Here is a 26,173-nt window from a genome sequence, read left to right as displayed (position 1 = left end):
CCCGCCGGGGCGGGGGAGAGGGAGGCGCCCAGGTTCAGGCGACGTTTTTCTTGCGCCCGGTCTTTTCGGGTGCGGCGCTTTCCTGACCCAGCGCCTGGGTTTCTTTCAGGCGGAAGATCACGAGGCTGCCCACGAAGGTGCAGGTGATCATGCCGTGCGCGTTGAGGAGGCTCAGGGCGGCCATGACGTCCTCGCGGGTCATGCGGAGCTGATCACTCATGTACAGCGCGGAGTCAGCGCGCCCTTCGAGATAATCGCGGACCTTCTTCGCGTCGCTGGTCAGGGCCGTGGCAGGCACGTCGGCCAGGCCGGGATCAGCGAGGCCGTACACGGCGCGCGTCCCGGTGCCGGGCAGACGGCGCACGCGGCCCTGATCGAGCAGGCTGGCAAGCGCGGCGCGCAGGTGGGACAGCGCCAGACCGGTGGTCTTGGCAAGTTCGGTTTCAACCCATTCGGGTTTGCTTTCCAGCGCCTTGAGAACAAGCTTCTCGTTGGCGCGCCGGGTTTCCTGCAGATCTTCGAGGGTGGGGGGGTTAAACATGTGGTCCTCCGGGCGCCGCGCCTCCCTGGAGGTGGTGCGGCGATGAACGAGGGTGATTCGGGTCCGGTCACGCCCGGCTGAGGGTGTGGACCGTGAGGGCGGGTGGCGTCGAAGACGGTGTCGGGACGTTTAAAAACCTGACTCGGTGCAACTTCGGCGGAAGCTGCGCCCTCTAGCGCAACTTTCCTATTGTCGCAGATTTTCTCTCATAGTGCATGAGGCAATGGGGGTATTGCGTTTTAGGAGCGTCCTGTGACAGCGAACGCTTTGCTGCGCCAGCACAGGCTTTTTGGTCCTGATCCACATCCATCTCACCGTTTGACTGGTCACTTCAGGGAACTTCACGGTCGGGTGCGGCGTAGCCTGAACGGGCCGCCCGGCGAACCCTAAGGAGATCCATGCTCGACATTCACACCCTGACCAAAACCTACGGGACCTATCCCGCCCTCCGGCAGGTCACCTTCAGCGCCCGCGAAGGCGAGGTGTTCGGCCTGCTCGGCCCCAACGGCGCCGGAAAAACCACCCTGCTGCGCATCCTCGCCACGCTCCTCCGGCCCGACAGCGGCACGGCCACCGTCGCCGGACATGACATTCACAGCGATCCTGAAGGCGTCCGGCGTGTCGTGGGCGTCGTGAACGGCGGCATGGGCCTTCCTGCACGCCTGACCGGCCGGGAGGTGCTGCGCTCCTTTGCCGCCCTGTACGGCCTGAGCCGCGCCCAGGCGGACGCCCGCATCGACGAACTCGACCGCCGCCTGGACCTGGGCCGCACCCTCGACGCCCGCGCGGGCGAGTACTCCACCGGGATGAAACAGAAAGTGGTGATTGCCCGCGCCGTCATCCATGACCCGCCCATCCTGATTCTCGACGAAGCGGCCAGCGGCCTGGACATCTTCGCGCGGCGCACCCTGCTGGACTTTGTCCACGCCACCCGCGCGCCTGGACGTCTGACCGTCTACTCCACGCACGTCATGAGTGAGGTCGAGGAAGTCTGCGACCGCGTCGCCATCCTACATGAGGGTCGCCTCCTCACGGTCAGTTCCATTCCTGACATCCTGCAGCGCACCGCGCAGACCACCCTGGAAGGCGCCTTTTTCCACCTCATACAGGCCGAGGTGCCACATGCCGGCTGACGCGCGCCGCGGCCTGCGCCGCGCCCTGGTGTGGGAAATCACCGTCCGCGACCTCCTGTCGACCCTGCGGGACCGGCGCACCCTGAACGCCACCATCCTCATGCCGCTGATCCTGATCCCGCTGTTCACGCTGGGCCTCCCACTGATGATGGGTAGCCTGATCGGCGGACAGCAGCAGACCCGGCAGCAGCTGGGCATCAGCGGCGAACTCCCCGGCGGGTTGCGTGCCGCGCTGGAACGCGACGAAACCCTCCCGGACGGCACGGTCGTCCGCGCCGGCGTGGATCTCGTGCCCGTCACCGACCCGCTCCAGGCGGTGCAGAGCGGCAGCGTGGACGCCGCCGTCCAGGCTTCCTCACCACTGCCCGAGCGGGCCGGTGACGGCACGGGAACGCTGAACATCTACGCCAAACTGGGCAACCTGCGCGCGCAGACTGGCGCGTACAGCAAAGTGCAGGACGTCCTTGAAGCCTACAACCGGCAGTTGACCGTACAGCGCCTCACCAGCCTTGGCCTCAGCGAGTCCACGCTCACGCCGGTCACCCTGCGCCCCGTGGACGCCAGCAGCACCCAGGAGCAACGCAGTGGCCAGCTGGCCTTCCTGATTCCCATGCTGATGATGCAGTTCATCCTCGCGGGCGCCATGGCCACTGCCCTGGACGCCACAGCAGGAGAGAAGGAACGCGGCACGCTTGAAAGCCTGCTCGTCTCGCCGGTCCGCCGCGCCGAGGTTGTCGCCGGCAAGCTGCTCGCCACGACCCTGACGGCCCTCACCAGCGCCGCTTTCAGTGTGGCCGGGTTCCTCCTCAGCGGCCTGGCCATGCGCGCCCTCCAGGACCGGCAGCCGGAAGCCAGCGCCGCCTTCACGCAGGGCATCGGCGGGCAGCTGAGCCTCAGCCCGTCTGCCCTGCTGTCCCTGCTCGGCACCGCCGCCTCCACGGCGGTCCTGATCAGCGCCCTGCTGATCACTGTGGGCATCTACGCCCGGTCCTTCAAGGAAGCCCAGACCTACGTGGCGCCCATCACCATGCTGATCGTCATTCCCGCAGTGATGCTGCAGTTCGCGGACTTCCTGCACAGTGGACCCGGCCTGTACGCCGTTCCTCTGATTGGCGGGATGGTCAGTATCCTGGACACGGTGCGCGGCGCGTTGAACCCTGGGCACGCCGCCCTGGCGTTCGCCGTGAATCTTCTTGCCGCGCTAACCCTGTGTGCCCTGGCCCTGCGGTCCTTCAGCCGGGAGGAGGTCATCTTCCGGAACTGACCCCTCCCCCGGATAACCCTGATCTTCGGCTGAGTGGGCGGCGCATTCCGGTTGCGCCGCCCAGCATGCCCTAGACTGCCGGCCGAATGAGGCTGGCAGTCCTGGCAGATATCCACGGCAATGCCGACGCGCTCCGGGCGGTCCTGCGCGACGCCCGGAACCAGGGGGCTGAGCGGCTGATCGTCAACGGCGACGTCGTGAACCGGGGTCCCGACTCGGTCGAAGTGCTGCGCACGCTGCTCGAACGGACCGATGTCACCTTCACCCTCGGCAACCACGATGATCTCCTGCGCCTCTGGCACACCCGCAGCGCTAACCTCCCCGCGGACTGGTTCACGGACCCATTCTGGGGCGCGACAGCCTGGAGCGCCGAACAGCTCGACCACGCCGGGCTGCTGCATGTGCCCGCCAGCTGGCCGATGTTCCTCGACCTGCACCAAGCTGGCCTGAGTGCCGTGCAGATGGCGCATGGCACCCGCGACCACTACCGGGAAAGCCTCAGTGACCGCAGCGCGCCGGACCGGATTGCGGCGCTTGCCCATCGCCCGGGTGAGGCGCCGTATGGGGTCCTGATCGGTTCGCACATTCACCGGCCGGTTCACGCTACCCTGAACGGCGTCCTGATTCTCAATACGGGTGCAGTTGGCGCGCCCGCCACAGGCGACCCGCGCGCACAATACCTGCTGCTCACCGCCACCCCCCAGGGGTGGGAGGCCACATTGCGGGCGGTGCCTTACGACCGCCGGGGCGTCCTGCGGCGCTTCGAGACGAGCGGGCTGATGCGCACCGGCCTCAGTGCACACATCTTCCGTGATGAGGTGGTCACGGCCCGCAGCCTCTACACCCCCTACTGGGCCTGGACAGAACGTGCCGGTCTGCCCCGCACGCACGCCACGTGGGCACAGTTCCTTCGCCAGCATCCGGACCTCGAACCCGTCTGACTTGCCCCGGCGTGACACTGGCCGCCCGGAGTGTGTCCGGGCGGCCAGCGTGAATACGCTTACTTCAGGGTGGGGGGCAGAAGCACCGTATCGATCGGGTAAACGACGCTGTTGCCGGCATCGGCGCGGGTATTGATCGTGCCGCCGGTGATGGCACCAGCCTTCAGGACGCCCACGCGGTAGGTGCTGCCATTCGTGGTCAGGTCAATGCTGCTGCCTTCCATGGACCGCAGCTGAGCGACGTTCAGGCCAGCATCGACCACGCGGCCCGTGACCACGTGGAACAGCAGCACCTGCTTGAGCTGATCCGGGCTGGCCATCAGTGCGTCCAGGGTCGTCTGCGGCAGCTTCGCAAAGGCGTCATTCGTGGGCGCAAAGAGGGTCACGTCACCTGCAGTCAGGGCGCCCATCAGGTTGGCTTTCTGCACCAGGCTCAGCAGCGTGCTGAACTGAGGCTGGCTGAGCACTTCCATCAGCGTTGCGCCGGACTGTGCGCTCGCCAGGGTCACAGTCGTGGTTGCCGTGGTGGTCGTGGTGGTCGCGGTTGTGGTGGTCGTGGTCGCCGTTGTCGTATCGGTCGTTGACGTCCCGGTCGTGTCGGCGGGCGCCGTGGGCAGCACCAGGTCAGGGGGCAGCAGCACCTGGTCTACCGCGTAGATGTAACCGTTGCTGGCTTCGACCGGCGTGACGGTCACGGTGGCCTCATTGACCATCTGGGTGGTGCCGTCCAGCTTGAAGTTCAGGCTGGCGCCCTGCTCACTGCGCAGCTGCGTGGCTTGCCCCAGCTGCTCGCCGGTGACCTTGCCGGACACCACGTGATACAGCAGGACGGCCTTGAGGGTATCGGGGTTGCTGGCGATCAGCGCGAGCGTATCGGGATCCAGCGCTTCAAAGGCTTCGTTGGTGGGCGCGAAGATGGTGTAGTCGTTGCTGATGAGCACTTCGGTCAGTTCGGCGTCGCTGAGCAGGTCGCGCAGCGTGCTGAAACGCTCGTCGGTGCCGATCACGTCATACAGGGTGGTGCCTTCGGTCATATCCGCGGTGGTATCGGCAGTGGCCGTCGTCTCCGTGGTGGTGTCGGTGGTGACCGTCGTGTCGGTGGTGGTCGTTGTCTCCGTGGTGGTCGTGGTCGTCGCGGGTGCGGTGGTCACGCCCACGGGCAGCGCCGGGATGGCCATGATGTCGGTGGCCGCGGGCGCCGTGGTGGTGGCGGGCGCGGTGGCCGTGGGGGCCGGTGCGGGCGCAGTGACCGTGGCGGCCGGCTGGGCGGGGGCCGCGGCCATCGCGGGCATCAGCACCGTATCGATCACGTGAATGATGCCGTTGCAGGCAGCGATGTCCGTGCGGGTCACGGTGGCGTTGTCTACCATGACCTTGCCGCCCGACGCGCTGATCAGCAGGCTGCCGCCCTGCACGGTCCGGGCAGTGGAGAGGGTCATCACCTGTTTCGCTGAGACCTTGCCCGGCACCACATGGTAGGTGAGCAGGGCGCGCAGCAGGGCCGGGTCGTTCAGGGCAGCGGCCAGCGTGTCACTGGGCAGCTTGGCAAAGGCGGCGTTGGAGGGTGCAAAGACCGTGTAGTTGCCGCCCATGAGGGTCTGGGACAGGCCAGCGGCCTCCACGGCAGTCGCCAGCGTGCTGAAGTTCGGGTCGCTCATGACGATCTGGGCGATGCTTTTGCACGCGGCGGCGGGGGCGGTCATGGCGGGTCCGCCGGCACCGCCGGCCATGGCCGGCGTCACGAGCATCAGGCTGAGCGTGATAAAGCTGGTCTGCTTTTTCATGAAATCACCTCGGGAAACGAAGATTGAACTGATGGTTCCGTCAGACAATCTTCACCAGCAGCGGTGAAAAAGCAACTTTTGGAAGCAAGCGAACAGGTGATGTAAATAAAAACGGCCCCACTTTTAGGGGGCCTCTCATGCTTTTATCAGGACCTTAAGAGTCTCTTCAGGTTCTTACTTTCCAAAATAGTCCGGAAGTTCTGCCTCGCTGACTAGAACCTCACGTGGTTTGCTGCCCTGATGCTTACTGACCACCCCCATCGCTTCCAGCATGTCCATCAACTTGCCGGCGCGCGCATGACCGACAGAAAGGCGCCGTTGCAGCCGCGACACGCTGCCCTGACCCTCCTCAATACAGATCTGTGCCGCCTGACGCAGCAGCGGATCACTGAAATCCATGTTGGTCCGGTCACCGCTGGGGCCACTGGCCTCCACACCACCCTCAAAGTCCGAGCCGTACGCTTCAACGAATGCATCCTCAAAAACCTGTCGGCGCAGCTCATCCGCAATCCGCGCGGACTCCACCTCACTGATGTAAGGGCCCTGCAGACGCACCGGCTTCACCAGCCCAGGCTGGTAGTACAGCATGTCACCCATCCCGGTCAGGCGCTCGGCACCCAGAGCGTCCAGGATCGTGCGGCTGTCATGGCTGCTGCTCACCGCAAACGCAATTCTGGCCGGAACGTTCACCTTGATCAGGCTGGTGAGGATATCCACACTGGGCCGCTGCGTCGCCAGCACCAGATGCATGCCCGTCGCCCGGGCCATCTGCGCCAGGCGCATGATGGCGGACTCGACCTCCTTGGGCGACGTGATCATCAGGTCGGCAAGCTCGTCGATGATGATCACCAGGTGTGGCAGCTCCGTCTCACCTACCTGACGCATCTTCGCGTTGTACTGCTCCAGGTTCTTCGCCCCCACCTGGGACATCATCTTGTAACGCCGTTCCATGTGGGCCACGGCGCCCAGCAGAACCCCCGCCGCATCCACCGGGTTCGTGACAACGGCCCGCACCAGATGCGGAATGCCGTCGTACGGCGTCAGCTCCACCATTTTCGGGTCGATCATCAGGAACCGCAGCTCCGTGGGCAGGTACTTGAACAGCAGGCTCGTGATCAGCGTGTTCACGCACACCGACTTCCCGCTGCCGGTGCTGCCCGCCACCAGCAGGTGGGGCATCTTCGCCAGGTCCCCCACCATCATCTCCCCGTCAATGCTCTTGCCGAGAATCACCGGGAGTTTCGCGCGGGTGTTCTTGAAGCTCGGGGCGGCCGCCGCCTGATGGAACGTGATCGGCTCCCTCTCAGCGTTCGGCACCTCCAGGCCAATCACGCTCTTGCCCGGCACCGGCGCCTCGACACGCACGCCGCCCACCGCCAGTGCGCGGGCCAGGTCATTCGCCAGCCCCGCAATACGGCTGATTTTCTCCCCGGGTGCAGGCTCGATCTCATACCGGGTCACTGTTGGTCCACGCGCGTAATCCACCACCCGGGCCTGAAGGTTGAAGTGCCGCAGCGTCTCATCAATCAGCCCGGCCCGCTGCCGCGCCGAAATATCCAGCGCCTCTGTATTGAGGGCCGCTCCCGGAAGAGGGTCCAGCAGCGATTCGTCCGGCTTCGCCAGGGGCAATGCGCCCTGGGCCGGTCGGGTGGTGGGCTCGCCCGTGAACAGGGGCAGCGGCGCGGCAGGCGTGCTGGCCGGCACCGGGCGGCGTTCCGGCACCGACGTTTCCCAGGGCGCAGCAACCACCGACGGGGCCGTCACCACCGGCGTGCCGCTGCCCCCGCCGGAGGGACCGAAAGGCAGGTCGTCATCGTCCCAGCCGCTGAACGGGTCAACCCCCCCCAGCTCCGGGTCGGGCCGCACCTCCGGGGCCAGCACCGGCGCGGGCCGCTGCGCCGCCGGCGGCAGGCTGACAGGCGTGGCGCTCACCGAGACCACGGCCGGGCCCGGCGCAGCGTTCCACAGGAGCGGTTCAGCTGGTTGCTCCTGCGGCTCTTCAGGGGAGGTTCGGGGAGCAGGGGAGAGGCCCCCTGCCACCGGGGGAACCGGCGGGAGGGTCACCGCCGTGGACTCGGCCATCTCTGGCACAGCCCCCACGGCGCGGGCAGGCGGTGTCCACAGCGGCGGGGAGGTCGTCACCCCGGTGTCAGCCGACGTTGACGTCAGGCCGGTGAAATCGAAATCCAGCGTGGGCACGCCCGCCTCGACGTGCGCGGCGGGCGTAATCGCCTCCGCGCGCCGGCGCGCCTCCTCCTGCGCGCGGGCCAGCTGCGCCCGCCACCCGGACGGGTCGGCCAGCACCGCGTCCGGGTCGGTTCCCAGGGCCTCGGCAAGAGATTCGGCCACGTCTGTGGGGGCACGGTCGAACGCCGCGGCCAGTTCCGGCCATCCCGCGTACGCAGCAGCCCGCGCCCGCCAGGCTGTGAATTCCGCGGCCAGCTCCTGCCATTCCTTCACGCGGGCGCGGTGTGCCGGCCATTCCCGGCTTAGGGCCGCCGCGTCGGCCTTCGCCAGGCCCTTTTCGGCCGCCTTGCGCTCCCGCTCCAGGCGCCCGGCGCGCTGCGCGAGCCGCTGGGCTTCCAGCACCAGCGTTCGCCTCAACCGTTCCAGGGAGGCGCTCGCCATGGTGCTCGGCAGTTCGGGACTCAGGTCGTGCCGCCCGGCCCGCACTTCGTTCGCCGTGGCCTCCACCAGCGCCCCAGCCTCGGGGGCCTCGGTCTCCACGGCCGCCCGCAGATCCCGCGCGGCGTTCCCTACAAACGTCTTCACCACTTCACGCCAGCCGGCCAGGTCCCGGTCCAGGTTCTTCAGTCCCGCCTCATCCAGGGTCCGCACGTCCCGCTGCGCATCCCGCAGCTCCTCGTGCAGATCGTGCAGTTCCGGCGCGTCCGGGTACAGGCGGCGCAGGCCCTCCACGTCCCGGGCCAGCGTTGCCAGGCCCTGCCGGGCCCCCACGCGCGCGCGCGCCGCCTCCCGGCCCTCCTGCCGCGCCTCGATCACACCCTGCACCTGCGCCGCTCCGCCGCCCAGCATCATGCTCAGGGCCCGGAAGAACCCCTTGAGCAGGGACAGCGGCGACAGGCGCAGCATCACCTCGGTGCCCAGCGTCAGGGTCAGGAGCGGCAGCAGCGCCGCGGCATAACTCACGGCCCTCAGCAGCGGCCCCATCACAAGACCGACCAGCGTGCCGCCCTGACCGGCCTCCAGCACCTCATGAAGGGCCAGCAGCGACAGCACCACCGCCACGCCCCCCAGCACCCGCCGCGTCAGGTTCCCCACGTCACGCCCCAGGAACACCAGCGTGCCGTACGCCACCGGCACCACCGGCAGCAGCGTCGCACCCCAGCCCAGCCAGCCCACCAGCACCGCACGCGCCTGCGCCATGAACGAGTCCCCGCCCGCCTCAACCGGCGGCATGAACACCGTCACCCCCAGAAAAATCCCCAGCGCGAACAGCACCAGGCCCAGGGCCTCTCCGTCGAACCGGCTGACCGGAGCTGCACCCCTTGAACGAGCCTTCGCCATGCCCGGCAGTGTACCCCAAACCACCACCCAATTCCGCACCAGCACGGCATTTCACCCTGCTCACCCCAGGGCGGTGCCAGGGGCATAATGCACCCCGTGCCCCTGTACCTGCCCGCCGCGCTGCACGCGGCCCTCTGGACCCACGTGCGGCAGGACCCCGAACGCGAACAGCTGGGAGCGCTCGGCGGCGTGCAGCGCGGCCCCGCATGGGTGGTGCGCACCCTGTACCCGCTGGCCAACATCGCCCCTGACCCCCGCAGGGAGTACCTCGCGGACCCCGGACAGCTGCTGCGCGCCCTGAAAGCCATGCGCGCCGAAGGGCTGAACCTCGTGGGTCTGTACCACAGCCACCCGCGCGGCCCGGAGACCCCCAGCGCCACCGATCTGCGCCTTGCGGCGTACCCGGTGCCGTACCTGATCGCCGACCTCAGCCGTTCTGCCCTGCGCGCCTACCTGCTACCCGGCGCCCACGAGGTGCCCGTGCATATCACTGACGGGCCTGCCTGAGCCCACCACAGGGCGTCAGGGCAGGCGGGCGAGACGCTCCAGCAGCAGCGCAAAGAACTCGGGGTCACGGACCCCTACCGCCACCAGCGCATTCGCCGGCTGACCGGTCACGCCGTACAGATCGCAGACCGTCCGGCCCAGGTTCAGCCCCTCCTGAAGCTCGGCGGCCACGTGCATGCCCTGCCACTCCAGCAACTCCGGACGGAACGCAGCCGCTACCGCCAGAGGATCATGCAGGGCGCCCCCGTTCAGACCGTACCGGCGGCGGTACACACCGCCGTAGAAGGTGAGCAGCTCCGCGCACACCACCCCCGCCCGCGTTCCCAGCGCCCGCAGCGCCTGCACCCGGTCCGGACTGGCAATGCACTGCAGGGTGACGTTCAGCCCCACCATCCGCAGCGGCACCCCGCTGCCGAACACCACCTGAGCGGCGTGCGGGTCGGCCAGGGCATTGAATTCAGCGGCGGGGGTCCGGTTGCCCTGCGCGGTACTGCCGCCCATCCACACAATCTCCCGGATCAGCGGCGCTATCTCCGGCGCCAGACGCAAGGCCAGCGCCACGTTCGTGAGGGGGCCGGTGGGGACCAGCGTCACCTGCCCAGGCCGCTCGCGCACCGTCCGGATGATGAAATCAACGGCGTGCTCGGGTTCGGCCGGACAACGAGGTTCCGGCAGATTCTCCGCGGGCAGGCCCGAGTCCCCATGCACCGCCGCGGCCGTCAGGGCCTCACGGACCAGGGGCCGGTCCGCGCCCGGATACACCCGAACGGCCTCGCCGGCCGGTCCCGCCAGAGCCAGGGTCACGCCCGCATTGCGCGTGGTGAGCTCCAGGCCCACGTTGCCGTGCACAGTCGTGACGCCCAGCACCGTCAGGTCCTCCGGGCTGCCCAGCGCCATCAGCCACGCCACCGCGTCGTCCAGGCCCGGGTCACCGTCAAGAATTACTGGCAGGGGGGAGGGGGTCATGCGCGGCAGCATAGCGTCCGCACCGCAACGCGAACGGGACCCGCCAGGGGTCCCGTCGGGCCGGTGCGGGCCGGTCAGGCCTGCGCGTGCCCGGGGTCCTGGTCCGTCTCGCCGCGAATGCTGGCGATGGTCGCCTCGACCAGCTCCTGGAAACCGCCCCGGTACATGGCGGCGAGCAACTCGATGGTTTTCGCGGCGTTGCCTTCAAAGGCAAAGCCGGTGTTGTCAAGCTGACAGTCGTTCATGGCGGTGCCGTCCGTGCCCTTGTACACCAGGAGGCACTCGACGAACGTGCAGTTCTGAAACTGGGTACCGTCGATCTCGATGCGTTTTTTGGTGAACGTCTGGTTTTCAATGGTTTGCATGGGTGAAACTCCTGCGGGTGATCTGAGCCCGAACATACCGCAGGCGGGCCGCCTTCTCACCTGGGCGGCCCGCCTGCACCGGTTTATTGACTGACGAACACGGCCGTGGTGAGGGCCGGAACGGTCACGCTGCCGCCACTGGCGCGGCTGCCCTTCACGACCGGGTCGGTGCTGCCCGCCAGCACCGGGTGCAGGCTGAGGTTCAGGCCCGTGAGGGCCGGGTCGTTCAGCGTCACGCTCTGACCGGTGGCGTTGAACACCACCAGCACCTGCCGGTAGGGGTTCGTGGCGCTCACGGCGCCGCTGAGTTTCATGGCGATCACGCCGGGCTGCTGCGCCGGGCCGACATTCAGGAAGGTCAGGCCCTGCTGCACCTGCGCGGCCGTCTCCATGCGGAACAGGCTGCTCGAGTAGCGCACGCGCAGCATCTCGCGGTAATGGTCGAAGGCCCGGCTCACATCGGCTGGACTGACCTTGAGGGCCGGATTGCCGAGGAGCGCGCGGTACAGGTCCCAGTTGCCGGCGTTCTTCTCGGCGGGTGGCAGGCCCCGGCCGAACCCGTTGCTCTTGCCGGTGAAGTCCAGGGTGTTGAACCAGTCGCCGCTGTTGTAGCTGTCCGTGTCGAAACTCTTGGACCGCAGGATCTCATCGCCGGCGTAACTGAACGGCAGGCCCTGACCCAGCAGCACCAGGCTGTTGCCAAGGTTCTGCATGCGGGTCCGCTGCGCGGCCGTGGCGCCGAGGGGCGCTTTGAGCAGCACCGCGTCGAACAGCGTCTGGTTGTCGTGCGCGCTGACGTAGGAGATCGCCTCGCGGGGGCTCGCGGCGTATCCGGTCGGCGCGCCGTTGTAACTGATGTCCGCGCCGCGCACGGCCTTGCCCGTCGCGTCAGTGAAGCGGTAGTCGCGCAGGTTCCCGGTGAGTCCCACCCGCACCTGATCTGCCAGGCGCAGCGCGCGGTCCCGGTCAGCGTTCTGCGGCTGCCCGTTGGGCAGGACGAACAGGCCTGTGCCGAAGCCCTGATCCTGAAGGCCCCGAATGGACTGCCGCCGCGCACAGCGTCGCGCAGACGGTCGTTGAATGTGCCGATGCCCTGGCCGAACAGGTTGACCTGCGTGGCGTTCACGCCGCGCTTGTTGCCCTGCACCTCCCCGAAGTCCCAGCCTTCGCCGTACAGGTAGATGCTCCTGCCGTCCACGCCGTCCTTCTGCACGGTCAGGGCGTCGAGGGCCTTGCGGGCCGCCTGCAGGTCCGCGACCATGTGATGGCCCATCAGGTCGAAGCGGAAGCCGTCGACCTTGTACGCCCTGGCCATCAGCACCAGGGTGTCCACCATGAGTTTGCGCATCATGGTGTGCTCGGTCGCCGTGTTCGAGCAGCAGGTGCTGTTTTCCACGGCGCCGTTGGCGTTCAGGCGGTGGTAGTACCCGGGCACGATTCGGTCCAGGACGCTGCGTTCCGCCTGTCCGCTGGCAGCCGTGTGATTGAACACCACGTCCTGAACCACCCGCAGCCCCATGCCGTTGAGGGCCGCCACCATCCGGCGGTACTCCAGGGTGCGCTGGTCCGGGTTCACGGCGTAACTGCCTTCCGGGACCATGTAGTGGTACGGATCGTATCCCCAATTGTAGGCGTCCTGATCCTTCACGGCCGTGACGGCCTTCTGCTGCTCGTCGCTGTTCGGTGCGAACTTTGACAGGTCCCCGGTGGCCTTCCATTCCGTTTTCGTTTCGTTGATGGTGGCAATGTCGAAGGTGGGCAGCAGGTGCACGGCCTTCAGGCCGGCCTGGGCCAGCGCCTTGAGGTGCTTCACGCCGTCACTGCCGGGCAGGGTGAACGCCAGGTAGGTGCCGCGCTGGGCGGCCGGTACGGTGGCGTCCGCTGCGCTGAAGTCCCGCAGGTGCAGCTCGTAGAAACTCAGGTCGCTCACCGAGCGCAGGGCCGGTTTCTTCAGGGCGTCCCACCCCTGGGGCTTCAGACCCGCGTCGTTCAGGTCCACCAGGACGCTCCGCGCGCTGCTCCGCGTCAGGGCCACCGAGTACGGGTCCGTGACGAGGTTCGTTTCAACCCGGCCACTGTCCGGCGCGTACACCTTCACCTCAAAACGGTACGTGGCGCCCTTCCAGCCGGGCGCCCCCCGGACGGTCCACACGCCCTTCGCGTCCCGGGTCATGGGCACGACCGTCTCCGCCTGCGCGCCAGAGGTGCTCAGGCGAAGCTTCACGTCCTGAGCGGTGGGTGCCCACAGGCGCACGGTCGGGATGTTCCCCTGCCACGCCACGCCCAGCGGCCCGTCGTAGGTGAACAGGTCATCCAGCGCCCAGGCGGTCTGCACACCCGTGGCGTCCAGCACCGTGCCGTCCGGCATGACGCTGCTCACGGCCACCTGACCGCGCAGCGCGTCGGGCACGCGGGCGAGGTCCTCGGCGCGCACGCGCAGCAGCGCATACCCCGCGAGGTACGGCACCTTTGCCTTCAGTGCCGGCGTCAGGCCTCCTTCCACCTCTTCCAGGGTCACGGTCTCTCCGCCGTCCACCCCGGCGGCGCTGAGTTTCAGGTTGCCGCCCTGCGCGGCGTGGAGGGTCAGCAGCGCTCCAGGCTGCACGAACTCCGGTTTCACGGCGATCAGATCCCGAGAAAGCATCACGGCCTGCTGCCGCTTCAGATCCCCCACCTGGCGCACGCTCGTGTCTGGCCGGGTGGTGTTCACCGTGGTGCCGCCGCTCACGATCCAGGCCTGATTGCCCATGTCGCTGGTAAGGACCATATCGGGCCCCGGGTCCTTGGTGTCGCCTTTGTGCACGATGAACCCCAGTTTCTTCCAGTCGGTCTTCAGGGGAACGTCCCAGTACACGCCGAACGAGTTGGTGCCGGTCGGTGTCAGTGGTTTGTCCCACTCGACCTGCGCGGTGGTGTCCTCCCAGGCGTGCAGGCCCCAGCCGGTGTAAGCGCCGTCCGGGCGGTAGTAGTTGATGCGCGCCACATTCGCCGGCACGGGCGGGTCGCTGAGCGCGGCGGGCGCACCGTACGCGAAGTCCGACTTGCCGCTCGTGACCGTGACCTCGTTGCCCTTGCTGAGGTCCGCGAAGAAGTCCGCCCCTGGGTCCTTCTCATCACCCTTGTGGACGATGAACCCGACTTTCGCCGCACCCGCTTTCAGCGGTACGTCCCAGTACGCGCCGCCGGCGTCCACGCCGGTCGGGGCGAGCGGTTTGCTCCACTCGACCTGCGCGGTGGTGTCCTCCCAGACGTGCAGGCCCCACCCGTCGTACTTGGCGTCAGGGCGCACGTACCGCACGCGAAGTACGTTCTTCGGGACCGGCTGGGCGGTGGCGACCGGGGCGGCCGTGGCCGGTGCAGTCGGCGCGGCCGGGGCCGCCGCGGGAGCCTGCGCCAGAAGCGCCTTGCTGGCGTCCACAGTAAACGGCCCACCCTTCGCATACGCGGCGTTCGTGCTGCCAGATTTCACGAACAGTTCCCGGCCACGGCCCAGGTCGAACCACAGGTCAGCGGCGGGATCTTTCGTGTCGCCCTGATGAATCACGAAACCGAGCTTCTGCGCGCCGGGTTTCAGGGGAATGTCCCAGTACGTTCCAAAATCATCCCGCCCGGACTGGGCGAGCGGTCTGCTCCACTCAACCTGGGCGGTGGTGTCCTCCCAGACGTGCAGGCCCCAGCCGGTGTAAGCGCCGTCCGTGCGCTGATAGTGCACCCGGGCGGTGTTGGCAGGAAGGGATGTTTGCGCTGCTGCCGAAGCAGACAGCGCGACCGTCAGCAGGGTCGCCAGTCTTTTCATTGGTCCTGAAATTGTAGCGCTTCCATGAAGTGCGGCCCGTTTCCCATCGGTCTGCTTTCCAGGGCCGGCCTGAACAGGCCTTGAGGCCCAGCACACGCCGCCCGGACCTTCCCCCGGTACGCTGGCACGCATGACCGGCAACGCCCACAGAAGCGATGAAACCCACGACCTCCCGCAGGAGCATCACAGCGACGCTGAAAGCCTGCGCCATATCCCGGACCGCCGGGACAACCCTGGTGTAGTGCAGGACGGCCCCGGCACCCAGGCCACCACCTTCGAGCACGAGGACCCCAGCGACGAGAGGAACACAGGCAGCACCCCCAGCGGCAGCGGGTCAAACCTGCCCTGAACAGTGCGCCTGGCGGAGCACCGCTGGAACGGCTGGGCGCGGTGGGCTCCCCTCACTGCCTTGATCAGTCCTTGCCCGCGTGCACTCACACGTGAGTGCACGCGCTTACTGTTCAGCCGTCAGAAGCGGAGTTCGAGTCCCACGCCCGCCGCGACCTGACCCGCCGTGGTGGCCCTGACAAAAGCGCGCCAGCCGGCCGGGCCGAACACCGGTCCACGCAGCCCTCCCTCACCATACAGAGCGAAGCGGTTCACGCCGCTGCCTGCGGGCACAAGCAGCTGTCCGCCGACCGTAGCGAAGGCATCCACCCGCGTCAGGGGAAGGTTCAGGTCACGTACGGTTACCCCCGCAGCAAAGCGGTTGAAAGAACTTTCCGTGGTGCGCCAGGGCCGCTCCGCACTGCCTTCCAGTCCCACCGTCCCCAGGAAGGGCACTGGAAGGAGGGCCGCGCCGGCGTGCACGCCGAACCCGGCTGTGGAGGCGTTCGCACCGGCCCACGCGACCGCCGCGGACGCCGGCATGCTGAATCCAAGGACAGCAATCAAGGGAAGAACGGAACGCATGCGCGGAGCCTAACAGGGGCAGGCGTGAGAACACCCCGTGAACGCACCTCAAGGTGTGCAGGCAAAGTGCCTCTCCGTCCTGGAGGACAAACCGCAAGCCGCTGGCCAGTCAGGGAGTGACCGATCATGTGCTGTGCGCCGCAGGTCCAGGCCGGACGTCCTAAGGCAATTCTTGCAACCCCCGGGGCAGCAGCACCACGCTGACCTCAATCGGGGTTTCCTTATCCCACTGCACTTCCCTGACAGAGATCGTCCGGTCTTCTAGCAACCAGCTTGCGTCCCCCCGCTGCTCATCGGGCTCGCCAAGAAAGCGCGTGGCTTCTGCCACTATGGCCCGCAGCCGTTCACTTGCCTCGTCGTGGTGGCGCGCGATGACGACCTCAGGGTTCTCCCGCTCCTCATCGGTGAAGTCGCCCTCGCCGTTCTCGAGTTGCGTGTAGAAGGGCTTGGACTTGAGAAGGGTCATGTACAGGCAGAAGGTGTCTTCAGCAACCTCGAGGGCTTCGAAACTCAGACTGCCGGGGAGCGTGACGCCCTCTTCAGGGAGCTCATCCCAGGCCCAGGTGACAGGCAGGGCCGGAAGAGCGGCCCACAGGGCAGCGCGGTCATCAGGAGCAACAATAACGTTCATCGCTTCACAGCCCACGGTGGGTCGCGCAGAGGTTCATCTGACCTCCTCTCCTGCGCGCCCTAGCCGTCAAGGCGGACCTCGCCTACCTTCGCCAGCATCCGGAACGTCTGGAACAGGTGGTAGGCGTCCGGGCTCTCCCACCCGACCGTCACGGCATCCACCCGGGTCACGCCCGGCACCCGCTCGCACGCATCCGCCCGCGCCTGATGATTGAAACTCAGGTGCGCGTGGGCCGGCCAGCGCGTGGCGTACGGCTGCGCGCTGAAGGCGCCCTCCACTGCGCGGCGCGCACCCTCACGGATGCGGCGCTGCGCTTCACGCGGGTGCAGGTGCGCGGCGGCAAAGGCACTCAGGCCTTCTTTCACCGCGACCGTCACCACGGCCTCGCCGAGCTCCACCCTGATTTCCTGCAGGGCCACGTCATCCCCACTGGCAAACAGGACCGGGACGCCGTAGTGCCCGGCCACCAGGGCATTCAGGCCGTACTCGCCGGTGCTGACACTGTTGACCCGCACGTCCCGGATGAACCCGTTCCAGGTGTGGGCCAGTGGCCCGCGCATGCTGCCTGCGCGCGCGTGGTACCCGACGAACAGGAGCCCCACCACACCGGGCTCCTGCACGCCCTGCACCATGCTCAGCGGCTTGTCATTCCCGGACGTAAAGCGCACGCCGTCCGGCAGCAGCTCTGGAATGAGGTTGCGCATCGTGTCGTGGCTGTCGTTTACGAGCACGTCCGTGGCTCCCGCGTCCAGCGCCCCCTGGGCGGCCGCCGCGGCCTCCAGTGTCATGCGCTCACGCGCCCGCTCGTACTCGCCGGCGTTCACGAGCCCGCCGAACTCCGGTGGGCTCACCTGCACCCAGCTCGACACCCCGCACACGCCTTCCATATCCACGCTGATCACAACCCGGCGTTCGCCCATGCCCGGCAGCGTAGAGCAGCGCAGGCCGCCGCGCCACCCGCGGCCGGCCGGGCGCTGACGGCCAGTGTGCGCCCGGACCACCAGGACATGTGCGGCCCGTGTTAGCCTCATGCGCTATGAGCCGCGTGTCCCTGAAGTCCGCCCGTGAAATTGAGATCATGCGCCGTGCGGGCGCGCTGGTCGCCGAGACCTTCCGCGTGCTGGACCCTCACGTGAAACCCGGCGCGACCCTGCAGGACCTCGACCGGATCGCCGAGGAGCACATCCGCAGGGCCGGCGCCACACCCGCCTACCTGGGGTACGGGCCGAAGAACAACCCGTTCCCGGGCACCATCTGCGCCAGCGTGAACGAAGTGATCTGCCACGGCATTCCCGACGGGCGGATCCTGCAGAGCGGTGACATCATCGGCGTGGATATCGGCGTGCTTCTCGACGGGTACTACGGCGACGCCTGCTACACGTACACGGTCGGGCAGGTCACCCCGGAAGTGCAGGGGCTCGTGGACACCACCCGCGACGCCCTGAATGGGGCGCTGGAACTCGTGAAGCCCGGCGCGCGCCTCGGTGACCTCGGGCACGCTATCCAGTCCCTGGCAGAAGGCCGCGGATACGGTGTCGTGCGGGAATACACCGGGCACGGCATCGGCAGGCGCCTGCACGAGGAACCGACCGTGCTGCACTACGGGGCGCGGTACACCGGGCTGAAACTCCAGCCGGGCATGGTGTTCACCATTGAGCCCATGGTGAACCTGGGTCGCCCTGAAACGCGCCTGCTGGCCGACGGCTGGACCGTCATCACGGCCGACAAGAGCCCCAGTGCCCAGTTCGAGCACACTGTCGTCGTCACCTCCGGGGGGCATGAGGTCCTGACCGTCTGAACCCCAGAGCTGAGGCGCGCCGGGGCTGACCTCACCGCCTGACACGCACAAAAGACCCCAGGATGTTCCTGGGGTCGTTCTGTTCCGGGGAACTTACTCCTGGCGGACGAGCACCACGTCGAAGGTGTTGCGTCCCGCGGCACGCTGTTTCACGGTCAGGCGGGCCTTCACGTTATCGGTCAGGGTGAAGCGCCCCACCACCTGAAGCTGGCTGGACACCTTCTCCTCCAGAACGTACCCCTCGGCACGCAGCTGGTTCGCGTAGAAGTCATACACGCGCGCCAGCGTCATGCCGGAGGTGAAGCTCGCCTTCCAGGTGGATGTCGTGGTCATCACCGGCACCGGGGGCGTGGCGACCTTCGCGGAGATTTCGTACTGCGCGACGTCCGTCACCCACTCCTGGGACTTCAGCGGCTGCACCACAATGGACAGCGCCTGGGCCAGCCCCGCCTGACCGCCCTTGACGGTCACGGTCGCAAAACCGGTCTGCTGGTCAGCTTTGAACTGCGCGATGTCCGTCAGGTCCAGTTCGGTCGTGCTGGCCAGGGCGAGCACCTTGTTCAGCCCGGCCGGACCGGCAATGTCGAACGTGAACTTGTCCTCGGCGCTGGGGAAGCTCTTCGTGGTGTTCGCCTTCACGAAGTTCGCGCCTGTCGCGAAGCGGTTGGGGAGGATCAGATCAATCTCGCCCTTGTGGTTCACGTTGAACAGGTAAACGTACGCGTCCTGGGTGGTCTTCACATTCAGGGTGATGCGGTCCCCGGCGACGTAGGCTGGCGTCTTCGTGCCGGTGGTGTCCTTTCCGGTCCACACGCTGACCTTCAGAGGCGAGACCACGGGGTTCACGATGATGCTCTGCGACGTGATGCGCGGAGCGGTCTGGGCAGAGGCGACAGCAGCGGTAACAGCCAGGGTCAGGGTGGTGAGCACGTGTTTCATGGGCCCACGGTGCCACGCCTCACCTGACTGGAGCTGAACTTTCCCTAATGGTGCCCTATGGTTCCGAACGCCGGGGGACGCACCCCGGCCCCTGTGTTCTCCGCCCTGAACACGCAAATCTGCGTCCGCCATCTTCTGATGGACGGGGGCTGAAGATGAAGAAAGTGCTGGTCAGGAGTCCAGGGCAGGTGTCGGTGTGGGCTCCCCTGGGGTGGTCAGGGTCGTGTGCTGCCGCAACGCCCGGTGGTCATGCTTCTCCTCGTACATCCGTTCGTCGGCCAGGCGCGTCAGGGCCGGAGCCTCCCAGGCATCTTCCGGGAAGAAGGCGATGCCGGCGCTGGCGTCCATCTGAGAAAAGCCAGCCTGACGGGTCAGGCGCACGGCGGCCCGCACGCGCTCGAGTACCGTGCGCGCTCCTGAAACCGTGGCGCGGTCGAGCAGCACGGCATATTCGTCGCCGCCCAGCCGGAAGATGCGGTCCTCATTGCGGAACGCGGTGCGCAGCGCTCCGGCAAACTCGCGCAGCAGCGCGTCGCCGCGCTCGTGCCCTTCGTGGTCATTCACGCCCTTCAGCCCGTCAAGGTCAATGACCATGACGCCGAACGTGCCCTGGTGGCGTTTGCTGGCACTGACCGCCTGATCCAGATTCTGATCGAAGGCCCGGCGGTTGCCCAGGCCCGTCAGGCGGTCGTGCAGCGCCGCGAACTCCAGTTCCAGCAGGGACGCGCGCCGCTCCTGGCTGATCTGCACGCTGCGGGCCGCGGCCTCCAGTACCCGCCGGTCCGCGTCGGTCCACGGCCGGTCGGTGCAGCGGGCTGCGAACAGCACAGTCCGCTCGCCGTTCGGGCCGCACACCGGGATGTAGGCGGCGCTCCGTACCCCCCACGCAACGGCAGCGGGCAGGGCCTGGACCTGTTGCGCGTACGCCTCGACGTACAGCGGCTGACCCAGCGCCGAGGCCACGGAATGAAGGCTGCGTTCGGCAGATTCCGACCGGGCGGCCTCAGGGAACGCCGGAGCGCCGTTTTGTTCGGTGAGCACGCGCAGCGTCACGGTGTCGCCGTCCACGGTGGCCCACGCGACCAGATCCAGGGCGCAGGCCTGCGCCGTCAGGGGCGCCAGCGCCGCGGTGAGCTGCGCGGCGTCCTGGTGCTGCGTGGACAGAACACTCAGGGCCGACAGCGTCTCGGCCTCCTGCGTGCGGCGGTGCAGGGCGTCCGTGCGGTCCAGAATCCGCCGTTCCAGGTCCCGCTCGTTGCGTTTCAGGTGCTCCAGCAGACGCTGCAGGGCGAGCGAGAGGGTGCGGGCCTCGGCGTACGCGGTCACCGGCGGCAGTTCGGCGTTCAGCACACCGGCCTCAATGGCGTGCGCCGCGGCCCTCAGCCGCCGCAGCGGCCGCGCGATAAAGTGCGCCAGGACGAGGCCCAGCGCCGCGAACAGCACGCTCAGGCTGACGTTCAGAAGAATGGAGGTCCGGCGGAAGGCGCCGACCCCTGCGAAGGCCACCTGCGTGTCCTGCCGGACTATCACGCGCCATTCCAGGCCGGTGTACGTGCGGTACCCGCGGCTGCGGCTGCTGCCCGTGACGTACATCCGGCCGTCCGGCCAGCGTTCCACGGCGTACCCGCTGACCGGAAAGCGCTCCAGCAGCGCCGCGGGCAGGGCCTGACCCTGCAGGTCCGGCGGACCCAGCAGGACCACGCCCTGACGGTCAACGATGAACACCTCGAACTGCTCGCGGTCCTGCACCGGCTGCAGCAGGGATTCGCGCACTTCCTGCGCCCAGGTCCAGCTGAGGTGCGCGCCGAGTACGCCGGTCACGCGGCCCTGAGCGTTATGGACCGGCGTGGCGACGTCCACGAACCGCAGCGGTTCGCTGCCCTCGCGGGGCAGCAGTCCCGCCAGGAGTTTCGCCTCGTGAACGTCGCCCGCGAAGGGGCCTTTGAGGGCCCCCTGAAACCACGGGCGGGTGGCGACACTCTGCCCTTCGAGCAGCCCGCCGGTACTGACGAGCACCTTGCCCTGCGGGTCGGCCAGGCCAATCCAGGCGTAACTGGGAAAGGTGCTCTTCAGCCGGTCCAGCAGCGTCCGCGTCTGGTCGCCCCCAGCGCGGACATTCTGAACGTCTCCCAGCGCGCTGAGGATCTCCAGGTCCCGGGCGCGTTCGAACATCCCGCGGTCGAGCTTGTCGGTCATCTCGTACGCGAACTGCCCCAGCGACTGGCCCACTTTCGCCTGAAGCTGCTGCGTGGCCGCCCGGGTGTTCAGGTACGTTTCGAGCAGACCGAACAGCAGAAAGATCGCCGCGAAGGCCGTAGAGAGCAGGGCGGTCAGACTGAGGGTCGGCATGGGGCGGCACATCCTTTCGGGGGTACCGTACGGCGCGCAGCCTCACAGCGCCCTGACCCGGGGGGCCGCCAGCAACATGAAGAGGCAGCGGGCCAGCGCCTGCCTTAGCGCAGAGGCTGCTCCGGCACTTCCTGAAAGCGCTCCCGGAGGAAATGCGCCTGCGTGAGCAGCCGGTCTGCAGCGCCGTGATCGTGCCGCAGGACGTCCGCCACCCCGTCATTCAGGCGCTGCAGCTGCGCGCGCAGCAGTTCCTCCGGATCCTGGCCCTGAAGGCGCAGCTGCGCCCGGCCGCCTGGCGTGAGATTCAGGTACGCGCGCAGCGTCTCCCGCAGGTACTCCCCGCGGATCTGCGCGAGCAGCGCACGCGAGCGCGAATCTGCCGGCGCCGGGGCGTCCTGCAGGCGGCACAGCAGCGCCAGCGCGTACAGGCGGTGCGGTTCGGGCAGCTGCAGTGCCAGTGCCGGGGCGTCATCCATGGCGGCCAGCGTGGGGAGAGCGGCTGGCAGGGCCGCAGGCGGCGTCGGGGCGGGGGGTGGCAGCTGACGAAGCAGCGTTTCGCGTTCCATCTGGTGACGGTGAATCATCTGCCGGCGCATGAGCGGAAAACCGAACACGCTGCCGAACAGCAGGGCAGGCACAACAATCGCTTCCAGGTCCACAGGGGCCACCTCCACAGCTTCAGGCGTTCTCGCCACGCACCCTAGTTCAGCGCGCCGCGTGCGGGCGTCCCACGAAAGGCGGACGGTTCCTTACAATCTCGGTCATGCATTCTGTTCAGTCGGGGGGAGGCGCGCCATCACCGGCGTGACATTCAGGGGCCGCCGCGTGCGGGACCTCGCCGCTGACGCGGCCGTCAGCGTCACGGGCCTGCGCAAAAGCTACCGTGGTGGCGCGCACGGCGCGCCCTCAGTCGTGCTGGACAGCATCGATCTTGACGTGCGGCGCGGCGAATTCTTCAGCCTGCTGGGCCCGTCCGGGTGCGGGAAGACCACGCTGCTGCGCATCCTGGCGGGCTTCGAACACCCCGATGCCGGTGAAGTCCGCATCGCGGGACGCGACATGCGGGGCGTTCCGCCGCACCGCCGGGACGTGAACACGGTCTTTCAGAGCTACGCCCTGTTTCCGCACATGACCGTCCAGGACAACGTCGCGTTCGGCCTGCGCATGAAAGGCGTGCCGGCCCCGCAGGCCCGCGAACGGGTCATGACGGCCCTGGAGCGCGTGCGTATCGCGCAGTTCGCCACGCGCCGCCCGGACCAGCTCAGCGGCGGGCAGCGGCAACGGGTGGCCCTGGCGCGCGCCATCGTGAACGAACCTCAGGTGCTGCTCCTCGACGAGCCGCTCAGCGCGCTGGACCTGAAACTCCGCAAGGAGCTGCAGGTGGAACTTGCGCACCTGCAGGAGACGCTGGGCATCACCTTTGTGTTCGTCACGCACGACCAGGAAGAAGCGCTGGTCATGAGTGACCGGATCGCCGTGATGAACGGCGGACGCCTGGAGCAGCTGGGCCGCGCCGAGGACCTCTACGAGCGGCCCCGCACGGCGTTCGTCGCGAATTTCCTGGGCAGCAGCAACCTGATCGAAGGCACCGTCCTGAATGTTCAGGGGCGGCACGCCACCGTGCAGACCGCGCATGGCCCGCTGCGCACCGCGCACGGCGCAGGCCTGCGCGCCGGGCAGCGCGTGACCCTGTCCGTCCGGCCCGAGAAACTGCGCATGGAGCGCGACGAGGGCACCGAAGGCAACGAGATCCGCGCCCGTGTGGACGACATCGTGTACACGGGCGCCGAGAACCAGTACCTGCTGCAGGCCGGCGGTCAGCAACTCGTGGTGTTTCAGCTGAACGCCGATATCGGCGCAGATGAGGACTTCGACTACGAAGAGGACGTCACGCTGTACCTCCCGCCGGACAACCTTGTGGTGCTGGAGGACGCGTGAACCCGCCCTCAGGCCGGAGTGTCCGCCGCCGCCATCCGGACCAGCGGGGGCGCCCATGCTGACCGTCCGGCGGTTTTTTGCCACGCTCGGACCGGGCGTGCTGTGGCTTACCGCGTTCCTGGTGCTGCCCGCCGCGGTCATGCTGACCTACTCCGTGCTGACCCGCACGGACCTCGCGCAGGTGGGCGCCCCCTGGACCCTGGAATCCTGGCAGCGCGTCTTCGGGTACGACGCCCTGTTTCAGGAGTGGACGGGCGACAACCTGCGCGTCCTGTGGCGCAGCGTGTGGGTGGCGGCCCTCACCTCGGGCCTGTGCGCGCTGCTGGGCTACCCCCTGGCGTTCTTCATCGCCCGGCAGGACGAGCGCCGCAGGAACCTGCTGCTGCTGCTGCTGATCATTCCTTTCTGGACGAACTTCCTGATTCGCGTGTACGCCTGGATTCTCATCCTGCGGCCCTTCGACCTGGTGCCCAGCCTGAGCGCGACAATGTTGGGCATGGTGTACGCGTTCGTGCCGTTTTTCGTGCTGCCTGCGTACGCCAGCGTGGAGAAGATCGACTGGCGGCTGCACGAGGCCGCGCAGGACCTGGGTGCGCCGCCCGCCCGGGCCTTCCTGAGCGCCGTGTTCCCGCAGACCCTGCCCGGGCTGGTGGCTGGCGTGCTGCTGACCTTCATTCCGGCGCTGGGGACTTTCGTGGTCAGTGACCTTCTGGGAGGCGCCCGCGCGGCGCTTGTCGGGAATCTGATTCAGAACCAGTTCGGCCAGGCCGGCGACTGGCCGTACGGCAGCGCCCTGAGTTTCCTGCTGATGGGCGTGGTGCTGCTGGGCCTGTGGGCGTACGCCCGCGCCGCCGGGCATAAAGGCCTGGAGGAACTCGGATGACCGGCCGCACCCACCCTCTGCTGGGCGCATGGGCGGCGCTGGTGTACCTGTTCCTGTACCTGCCGATCGTGGTGCTGATCGTCTTTTCCTTCAACGATTCCCGCTTCGGCGCGACCTGGGCTGGTTTCACGACCCGCTGGTACGCCGTGCTGTTCGCCCGCGCGGACGTGCGCGAGGCGCTGACGCACACCCTGAACGTCGCGGTGGTCAGCACGCTGATCAGCACGGTGCTGGGCACCCTGGTCGGGCTGGGCCTGTGGCGCTACACCATCCACCTGCGCGCCGCGCTGACCGGCCTGCTGGTGCTGCCCATCGTGATTCCGGACGTGGTGATGGGCGTGAGCCTCCTGATGTTCTACGCATTCGTCCGGGCCGGCCTGGAACGCGCCGGCTGGACCTTCGACAACGGCTTCTGGACGGTCCTGCTCGCGCACGTGACGTTCCAGATCAGTTACGTGGCCCTCACGGTCCGCTCGCGCCTCGCCGGGTACGGCCCGGAACTGGAGGAAGCCGCCCGGGACCTGGGGGCCAGCGGCTGGCAGTCCTTTTCCAAGGTGATCCTGCCACTGGCCATGCCGGGCGTCCTGGCGGGAGCGCTGCTGGCCTTCACGCTGTCGCTGGACGATTTCGTGGTGACGTACTTCACGAGCGGATCGGGGTTCAGAACCCTGCCCGTGCTGATCTACACGAACGTGAAACGCGGCGTCACCCCGGACATCAACGCCCTGAGCGCCCTGCTGGTGCTGGTGACGGTGGTGGCGGTCATCGCCGCGAACGCCCTGCTGCGCCCCCGGAGGGCCCCGTGAAGCGCACGGCCGCGCTGCTGCTGGGGGCTGCGCTGCTGGGCAGCTGTTACCGCGTCCCGAAACCCACGGCCGGGATCTCTGCCGCCGTGCCGGCCGCGCGCGGGGACAGCCGCACCCTGCGCGTGTTCATCTGGTCGGAGTACATCGACCCGGACCTCGTGAAGACCTTCGAGAAACACAGCGGCGTGCGCGTCATCCTGGACACGTACGAGAGCAATGAAGCGATGCTCGCCAAGCTTCAGGGCGGCGGCGCCCAGTACGACCTGGCCGTGCCCAGTAACTATGTGGTGCAGACAATGGTCCGCGCTGGCCTCCTGCAACCGCTGGACCGGACGCAGCTGCCGAACCTGAAGAACATCGCGCCCGGCTTCCTGAACGCCGCGTACGACCCGGGGAACACGTACTCGGTGCCGTACCAGTACGCCGCGACGGGCCTGGCGTTCAACCGGTCCAGGTACGTGCCTCAGGACACCTGGGCGGAAATTTTCGGCCCGGAGGACCGGCTCTCCTTTGTGCTGCTCGACGACCCACGTGAGGTGATCGGCGCCGCGTTGAAGTTCCTGGGATTCAGTGCGAACACCACCCGCGTCGCGGAACTGCGCGCCGCACGGAACCTGCTGCGGCGCGTGGTCGCCAAGCGGGGCTTCCAGGGGTTTGACGGTGGGCCCGGCACCCGCAACAAACTCCTGGCCCAGCAGATTGACCTGGGGCAGATCTACGTGGGTGACCTGCTGATCGCCACCGAGGAGAACCCGGACGTGCAGGTCCTGCTGCCCCGGCAGGGCACGACCATCAGCATGGACACCCTGGTGATCCTGAAGCGCAGCGCCAGCCCGGCGCTCGCCCACCAGTTCATCAACTTCATTCTGGACGCCCGGAACGGCGCGCAGCTCAGCAACTACACGTACTACGCCACCCCGAACGCGGCCGCCCGCCCGCACCTGGATGACTTCCTGAAGGACGTGCCGGCCCTGAACCCGCCGCCCTCATGGCTCCGGGACGGCCGGCTGGATTTCATCGGGGAACTGCCCACCGGGCGTCCGCAGCGGCTGTACGACCGCATCTGGACCGAACTGAAAAGCCGCTGACCCC

General features: G+C 67.8%; 23 protein-coding genes. 10 read left to right on the top strand and 13 right to left on the bottom strand.

Features of this window, described 5'->3' with window-relative positions:
* Nucleotides 1-34: 34 nt before the first annotated feature.
* A complete protein-coding gene (locus LAJ19_RS07220) occupies nucleotides 35-541 on the bottom strand; it encodes a transcription initiation factor IIE subunit alpha family protein (protein WP_225475108.1) in 507 nt (168 codons plus the stop codon).
* Nucleotides 542-939: 398 nt separating this feature from the next.
* Between LAJ19_RS07220 and LAJ19_RS07215 the strand changes: the two genes are divergently transcribed.
* The 3 genes from LAJ19_RS07215 to LAJ19_RS07205 all read left to right on the top strand — a co-directional run bounded on the left by LAJ19_RS07215 (nucleotide 940) and on the right by LAJ19_RS07205 (nucleotide 3,879).
* Nucleotides 940-1,674: an ABC transporter ATP-binding protein gene (locus LAJ19_RS07215; protein ID WP_225475107.1), complete on the top strand. Its 735-nt coding sequence runs from the start codon at nucleotides 940-942 to the stop codon at nucleotides 1,672-1,674.
* The gene (locus tag LAJ19_RS07210) at nucleotides 1,664-2,938 is read left to right on the top strand and encodes an ABC transporter permease (RefSeq protein WP_225475106.1); all 1,275 of its coding nucleotides are present in this window, start codon (nucleotides 1,664-1,666) and stop codon (nucleotides 2,936-2,938) included. Before LAJ19_RS07215 ends, LAJ19_RS07210 begins: the two co-directional genes overlap by 11 nt.
* An 86-nt stretch (nucleotides 2,939-3,024) precedes the next feature.
* Nucleotides 3,025-3,879: a metallophosphoesterase family protein gene (locus LAJ19_RS07205; protein ID WP_225475105.1), complete on the top strand. Its 855-nt coding sequence runs from the start codon at nucleotides 3,025-3,027 to the stop codon at nucleotides 3,877-3,879.
* A 59-nt stretch (nucleotides 3,880-3,938) separates the two neighbouring features.
* Here the strand turns inward: LAJ19_RS07205 and LAJ19_RS07200 are convergent, their stop codons facing one another.
* The gene (locus tag LAJ19_RS07200; RefSeq protein WP_225475104.1) at nucleotides 3,939-5,663 is read right to left on the bottom strand and encodes a fasciclin domain-containing protein; all 1,725 of its coding nucleotides are present in this window, start codon (nucleotides 5,661-5,663) and stop codon (nucleotides 3,939-3,941) included.
* 174 nt (nucleotides 5,664-5,837) lie between these two features.
* Nucleotides 5,838-9,191, bottom strand: coding sequence for an FtsK/SpoIIIE family DNA translocase (locus LAJ19_RS07195; RefSeq protein WP_225475103.1), 3,354 nt, complete (start codon nucleotides 9,189-9,191; stop codon nucleotides 5,838-5,840).
* Between the two features lie 87 nt (nucleotides 9,192-9,278).
* Between LAJ19_RS07195 and LAJ19_RS07190 the strand changes: the two genes are divergently transcribed.
* Complete coding sequence (locus LAJ19_RS07190) at nucleotides 9,279-9,698, top strand: M67 family metallopeptidase (protein WP_225475102.1); 420 nt, start codon at nucleotides 9,279-9,281, stop codon at nucleotides 9,696-9,698.
* A gap of 15 nt (nucleotides 9,699-9,713) precedes the next feature.
* Here LAJ19_RS07190 and LAJ19_RS07185 read toward each other — a convergent pair whose 3' ends face one another.
* The 4 genes from LAJ19_RS07185 to pulA all read right to left on the bottom strand — a co-directional run bounded on the left by LAJ19_RS07185 (nucleotide 9,714) and on the right by pulA (nucleotide 14,825).
* A complete protein-coding gene (locus LAJ19_RS07185; protein WP_225475101.1) occupies nucleotides 9,714-10,664 on the bottom strand; it encodes a nucleoside hydrolase in 951 nt (316 codons plus the stop codon).
* A gap of 74 nt (nucleotides 10,665-10,738) precedes the next feature.
* On the bottom strand, nucleotides 10,739-11,029 hold the full coding sequence (locus LAJ19_RS07180; protein ID WP_225475100.1) for a hypothetical protein: 291 nt from the start codon (nucleotides 11,027-11,029) through the stop codon (nucleotides 10,739-10,741).
* An 83-nt stretch (nucleotides 11,030-11,112) separates the two neighbouring features.
* Nucleotides 11,113-11,538 carry an alpha-1,6-glucosidase domain-containing protein gene (locus tag LAJ19_RS21905; RefSeq protein WP_349774838.1) on the bottom strand — a complete coding sequence of 142 codons (426 nt, stop codon included), beginning with the start codon at nucleotides 11,536-11,538 and terminating at the stop codon, nucleotides 11,113-11,115.
* The gene (pulA, locus tag LAJ19_RS07175; RefSeq protein WP_349774801.1) at nucleotides 11,484-14,825 is read right to left on the bottom strand and encodes a pullulanase-type alpha-1,6-glucosidase; all 3,342 of its coding nucleotides are present in this window, start codon (nucleotides 14,823-14,825) and stop codon (nucleotides 11,484-11,486) included. The genes LAJ19_RS21905 and pulA overlap by 55 nt, the downstream gene beginning before the upstream one ends.
* A 130-nt stretch (nucleotides 14,826-14,955) precedes the next feature.
* Here pulA and LAJ19_RS07170 point away from each other — a divergent pair, with 130 nt between their 5' ends.
* Entirely contained in the window at nucleotides 14,956-15,174 is a 219-nt protein-coding gene (locus LAJ19_RS07170) for a hypothetical protein (protein ID WP_225475099.1), read from the top strand.
* A gap of 119 nt (nucleotides 15,175-15,293) precedes the next feature.
* On the opposite strand, the gene LAJ19_RS07165 is transcribed toward LAJ19_RS07170, so the two are convergent.
* The 3 genes from LAJ19_RS07165 to LAJ19_RS07155 all read right to left on the bottom strand — a co-directional run bounded on the left by LAJ19_RS07165 (nucleotide 15,294) and on the right by LAJ19_RS07155 (nucleotide 17,288).
* Entirely contained in the window at nucleotides 15,294-15,737 is a 444-nt protein-coding gene (locus tag LAJ19_RS07165; RefSeq protein ID WP_225475098.1) for a hypothetical protein, read from the bottom strand.
* Nucleotides 15,738-15,897: 160 nt separating this feature from the next.
* Nucleotides 15,898-16,368, bottom strand: a complete 471-nt coding sequence (locus LAJ19_RS07160) for a hypothetical protein (protein WP_225475097.1) — start codon at nucleotides 16,366-16,368, stop codon at nucleotides 15,898-15,900.
* 59 nt (nucleotides 16,369-16,427) lie between these two features.
* Nucleotides 16,428-17,288, bottom strand: a complete 861-nt coding sequence (locus tag LAJ19_RS07155; RefSeq protein ID WP_225475096.1) for a M55 family metallopeptidase — start codon at nucleotides 17,286-17,288, stop codon at nucleotides 16,428-16,430.
* A 116-nt stretch (nucleotides 17,289-17,404) separates the two neighbouring features.
* On the opposite strand from LAJ19_RS07155, the gene map reads away from it, so the two are divergent.
* Nucleotides 17,405-18,166, top strand: a complete 762-nt coding sequence (map, locus tag LAJ19_RS07150; RefSeq protein WP_225475095.1) for a type I methionyl aminopeptidase — start codon at nucleotides 17,405-17,407, stop codon at nucleotides 18,164-18,166.
* A gap of 93 nt (nucleotides 18,167-18,259) precedes the next feature.
* Here map and LAJ19_RS07145 read toward each other — a convergent pair whose 3' ends face one another.
* The 3 genes from LAJ19_RS07145 to LAJ19_RS07135 all read right to left on the bottom strand — a co-directional run bounded on the left by LAJ19_RS07145 (nucleotide 18,260) and on the right by LAJ19_RS07135 (nucleotide 22,149).
* Nucleotides 18,260-19,105: a DUF4384 domain-containing protein gene (locus LAJ19_RS07145; protein ID WP_225475094.1), complete on the bottom strand. Its 846-nt coding sequence runs from the start codon at nucleotides 19,103-19,105 to the stop codon at nucleotides 18,260-18,262.
* Nucleotides 19,106-19,276: 171 nt separating this feature from the next.
* On the bottom strand, nucleotides 19,277-21,454 hold the full coding sequence (locus LAJ19_RS07140) for a sensor domain-containing diguanylate cyclase (RefSeq protein WP_225475093.1): 2,178 nt from the start codon (nucleotides 21,452-21,454) through the stop codon (nucleotides 19,277-19,279).
* Nucleotides 21,455-21,558: 104 nt separating this feature from the next.
* A complete protein-coding gene (locus LAJ19_RS07135) occupies nucleotides 21,559-22,149 on the bottom strand; it encodes a hypothetical protein (protein ID WP_225475092.1) in 591 nt (196 codons plus the stop codon).
* 109 nt (nucleotides 22,150-22,258) lie between these two features.
* On the opposite strand from LAJ19_RS07135, the gene LAJ19_RS07130 reads away from it, so the two are divergent.
* Genes LAJ19_RS07130 through LAJ19_RS07115 form a run of 4 tightly spaced genes read left to right on the top strand, consistent with a single transcriptional unit; the run spans nucleotide 22,259 to nucleotide 26,169 of the window.
* The gene (locus tag LAJ19_RS07130) at nucleotides 22,259-23,392 is read left to right on the top strand and encodes an ABC transporter ATP-binding protein (RefSeq protein ID WP_225475091.1); all 1,134 of its coding nucleotides are present in this window, start codon (nucleotides 22,259-22,261) and stop codon (nucleotides 23,390-23,392) included.
* Between the two features lie 55 nt (nucleotides 23,393-23,447).
* Complete coding sequence (locus tag LAJ19_RS07125) at nucleotides 23,448-24,275, top strand: ABC transporter permease (protein WP_225475090.1); 828 nt, start codon at nucleotides 23,448-23,450, stop codon at nucleotides 24,273-24,275.
* Nucleotides 24,272-25,081, top strand: a complete 810-nt coding sequence (locus LAJ19_RS07120; RefSeq protein WP_225475089.1) for an ABC transporter permease — start codon at nucleotides 24,272-24,274, stop codon at nucleotides 25,079-25,081. Before LAJ19_RS07125 ends, LAJ19_RS07120 begins: the two co-directional genes overlap by 4 nt.
* On the top strand, nucleotides 25,078-26,169 hold the full coding sequence (locus LAJ19_RS07115) for a polyamine ABC transporter substrate-binding protein (RefSeq protein ID WP_225475088.1): 1,092 nt from the start codon (nucleotides 25,078-25,080) through the stop codon (nucleotides 26,167-26,169). Before LAJ19_RS07120 ends, LAJ19_RS07115 begins: the two co-directional genes overlap by 4 nt.
* Nucleotides 26,170-26,173: the final 4 nt, after the last annotated feature.

It is taken from the genome of Deinococcus taeanensis (genome assembly GCF_020229735.1).
Lineage (GTDB): Bacteria > Deinococcota > Deinococci > Deinococcales > Deinococcaceae > Deinococcus > Deinococcus taeanensis.
Note: the sequence above shows the minus strand (reverse complement) of the source record. Positions and strands in the feature narration are given on the sequence as shown.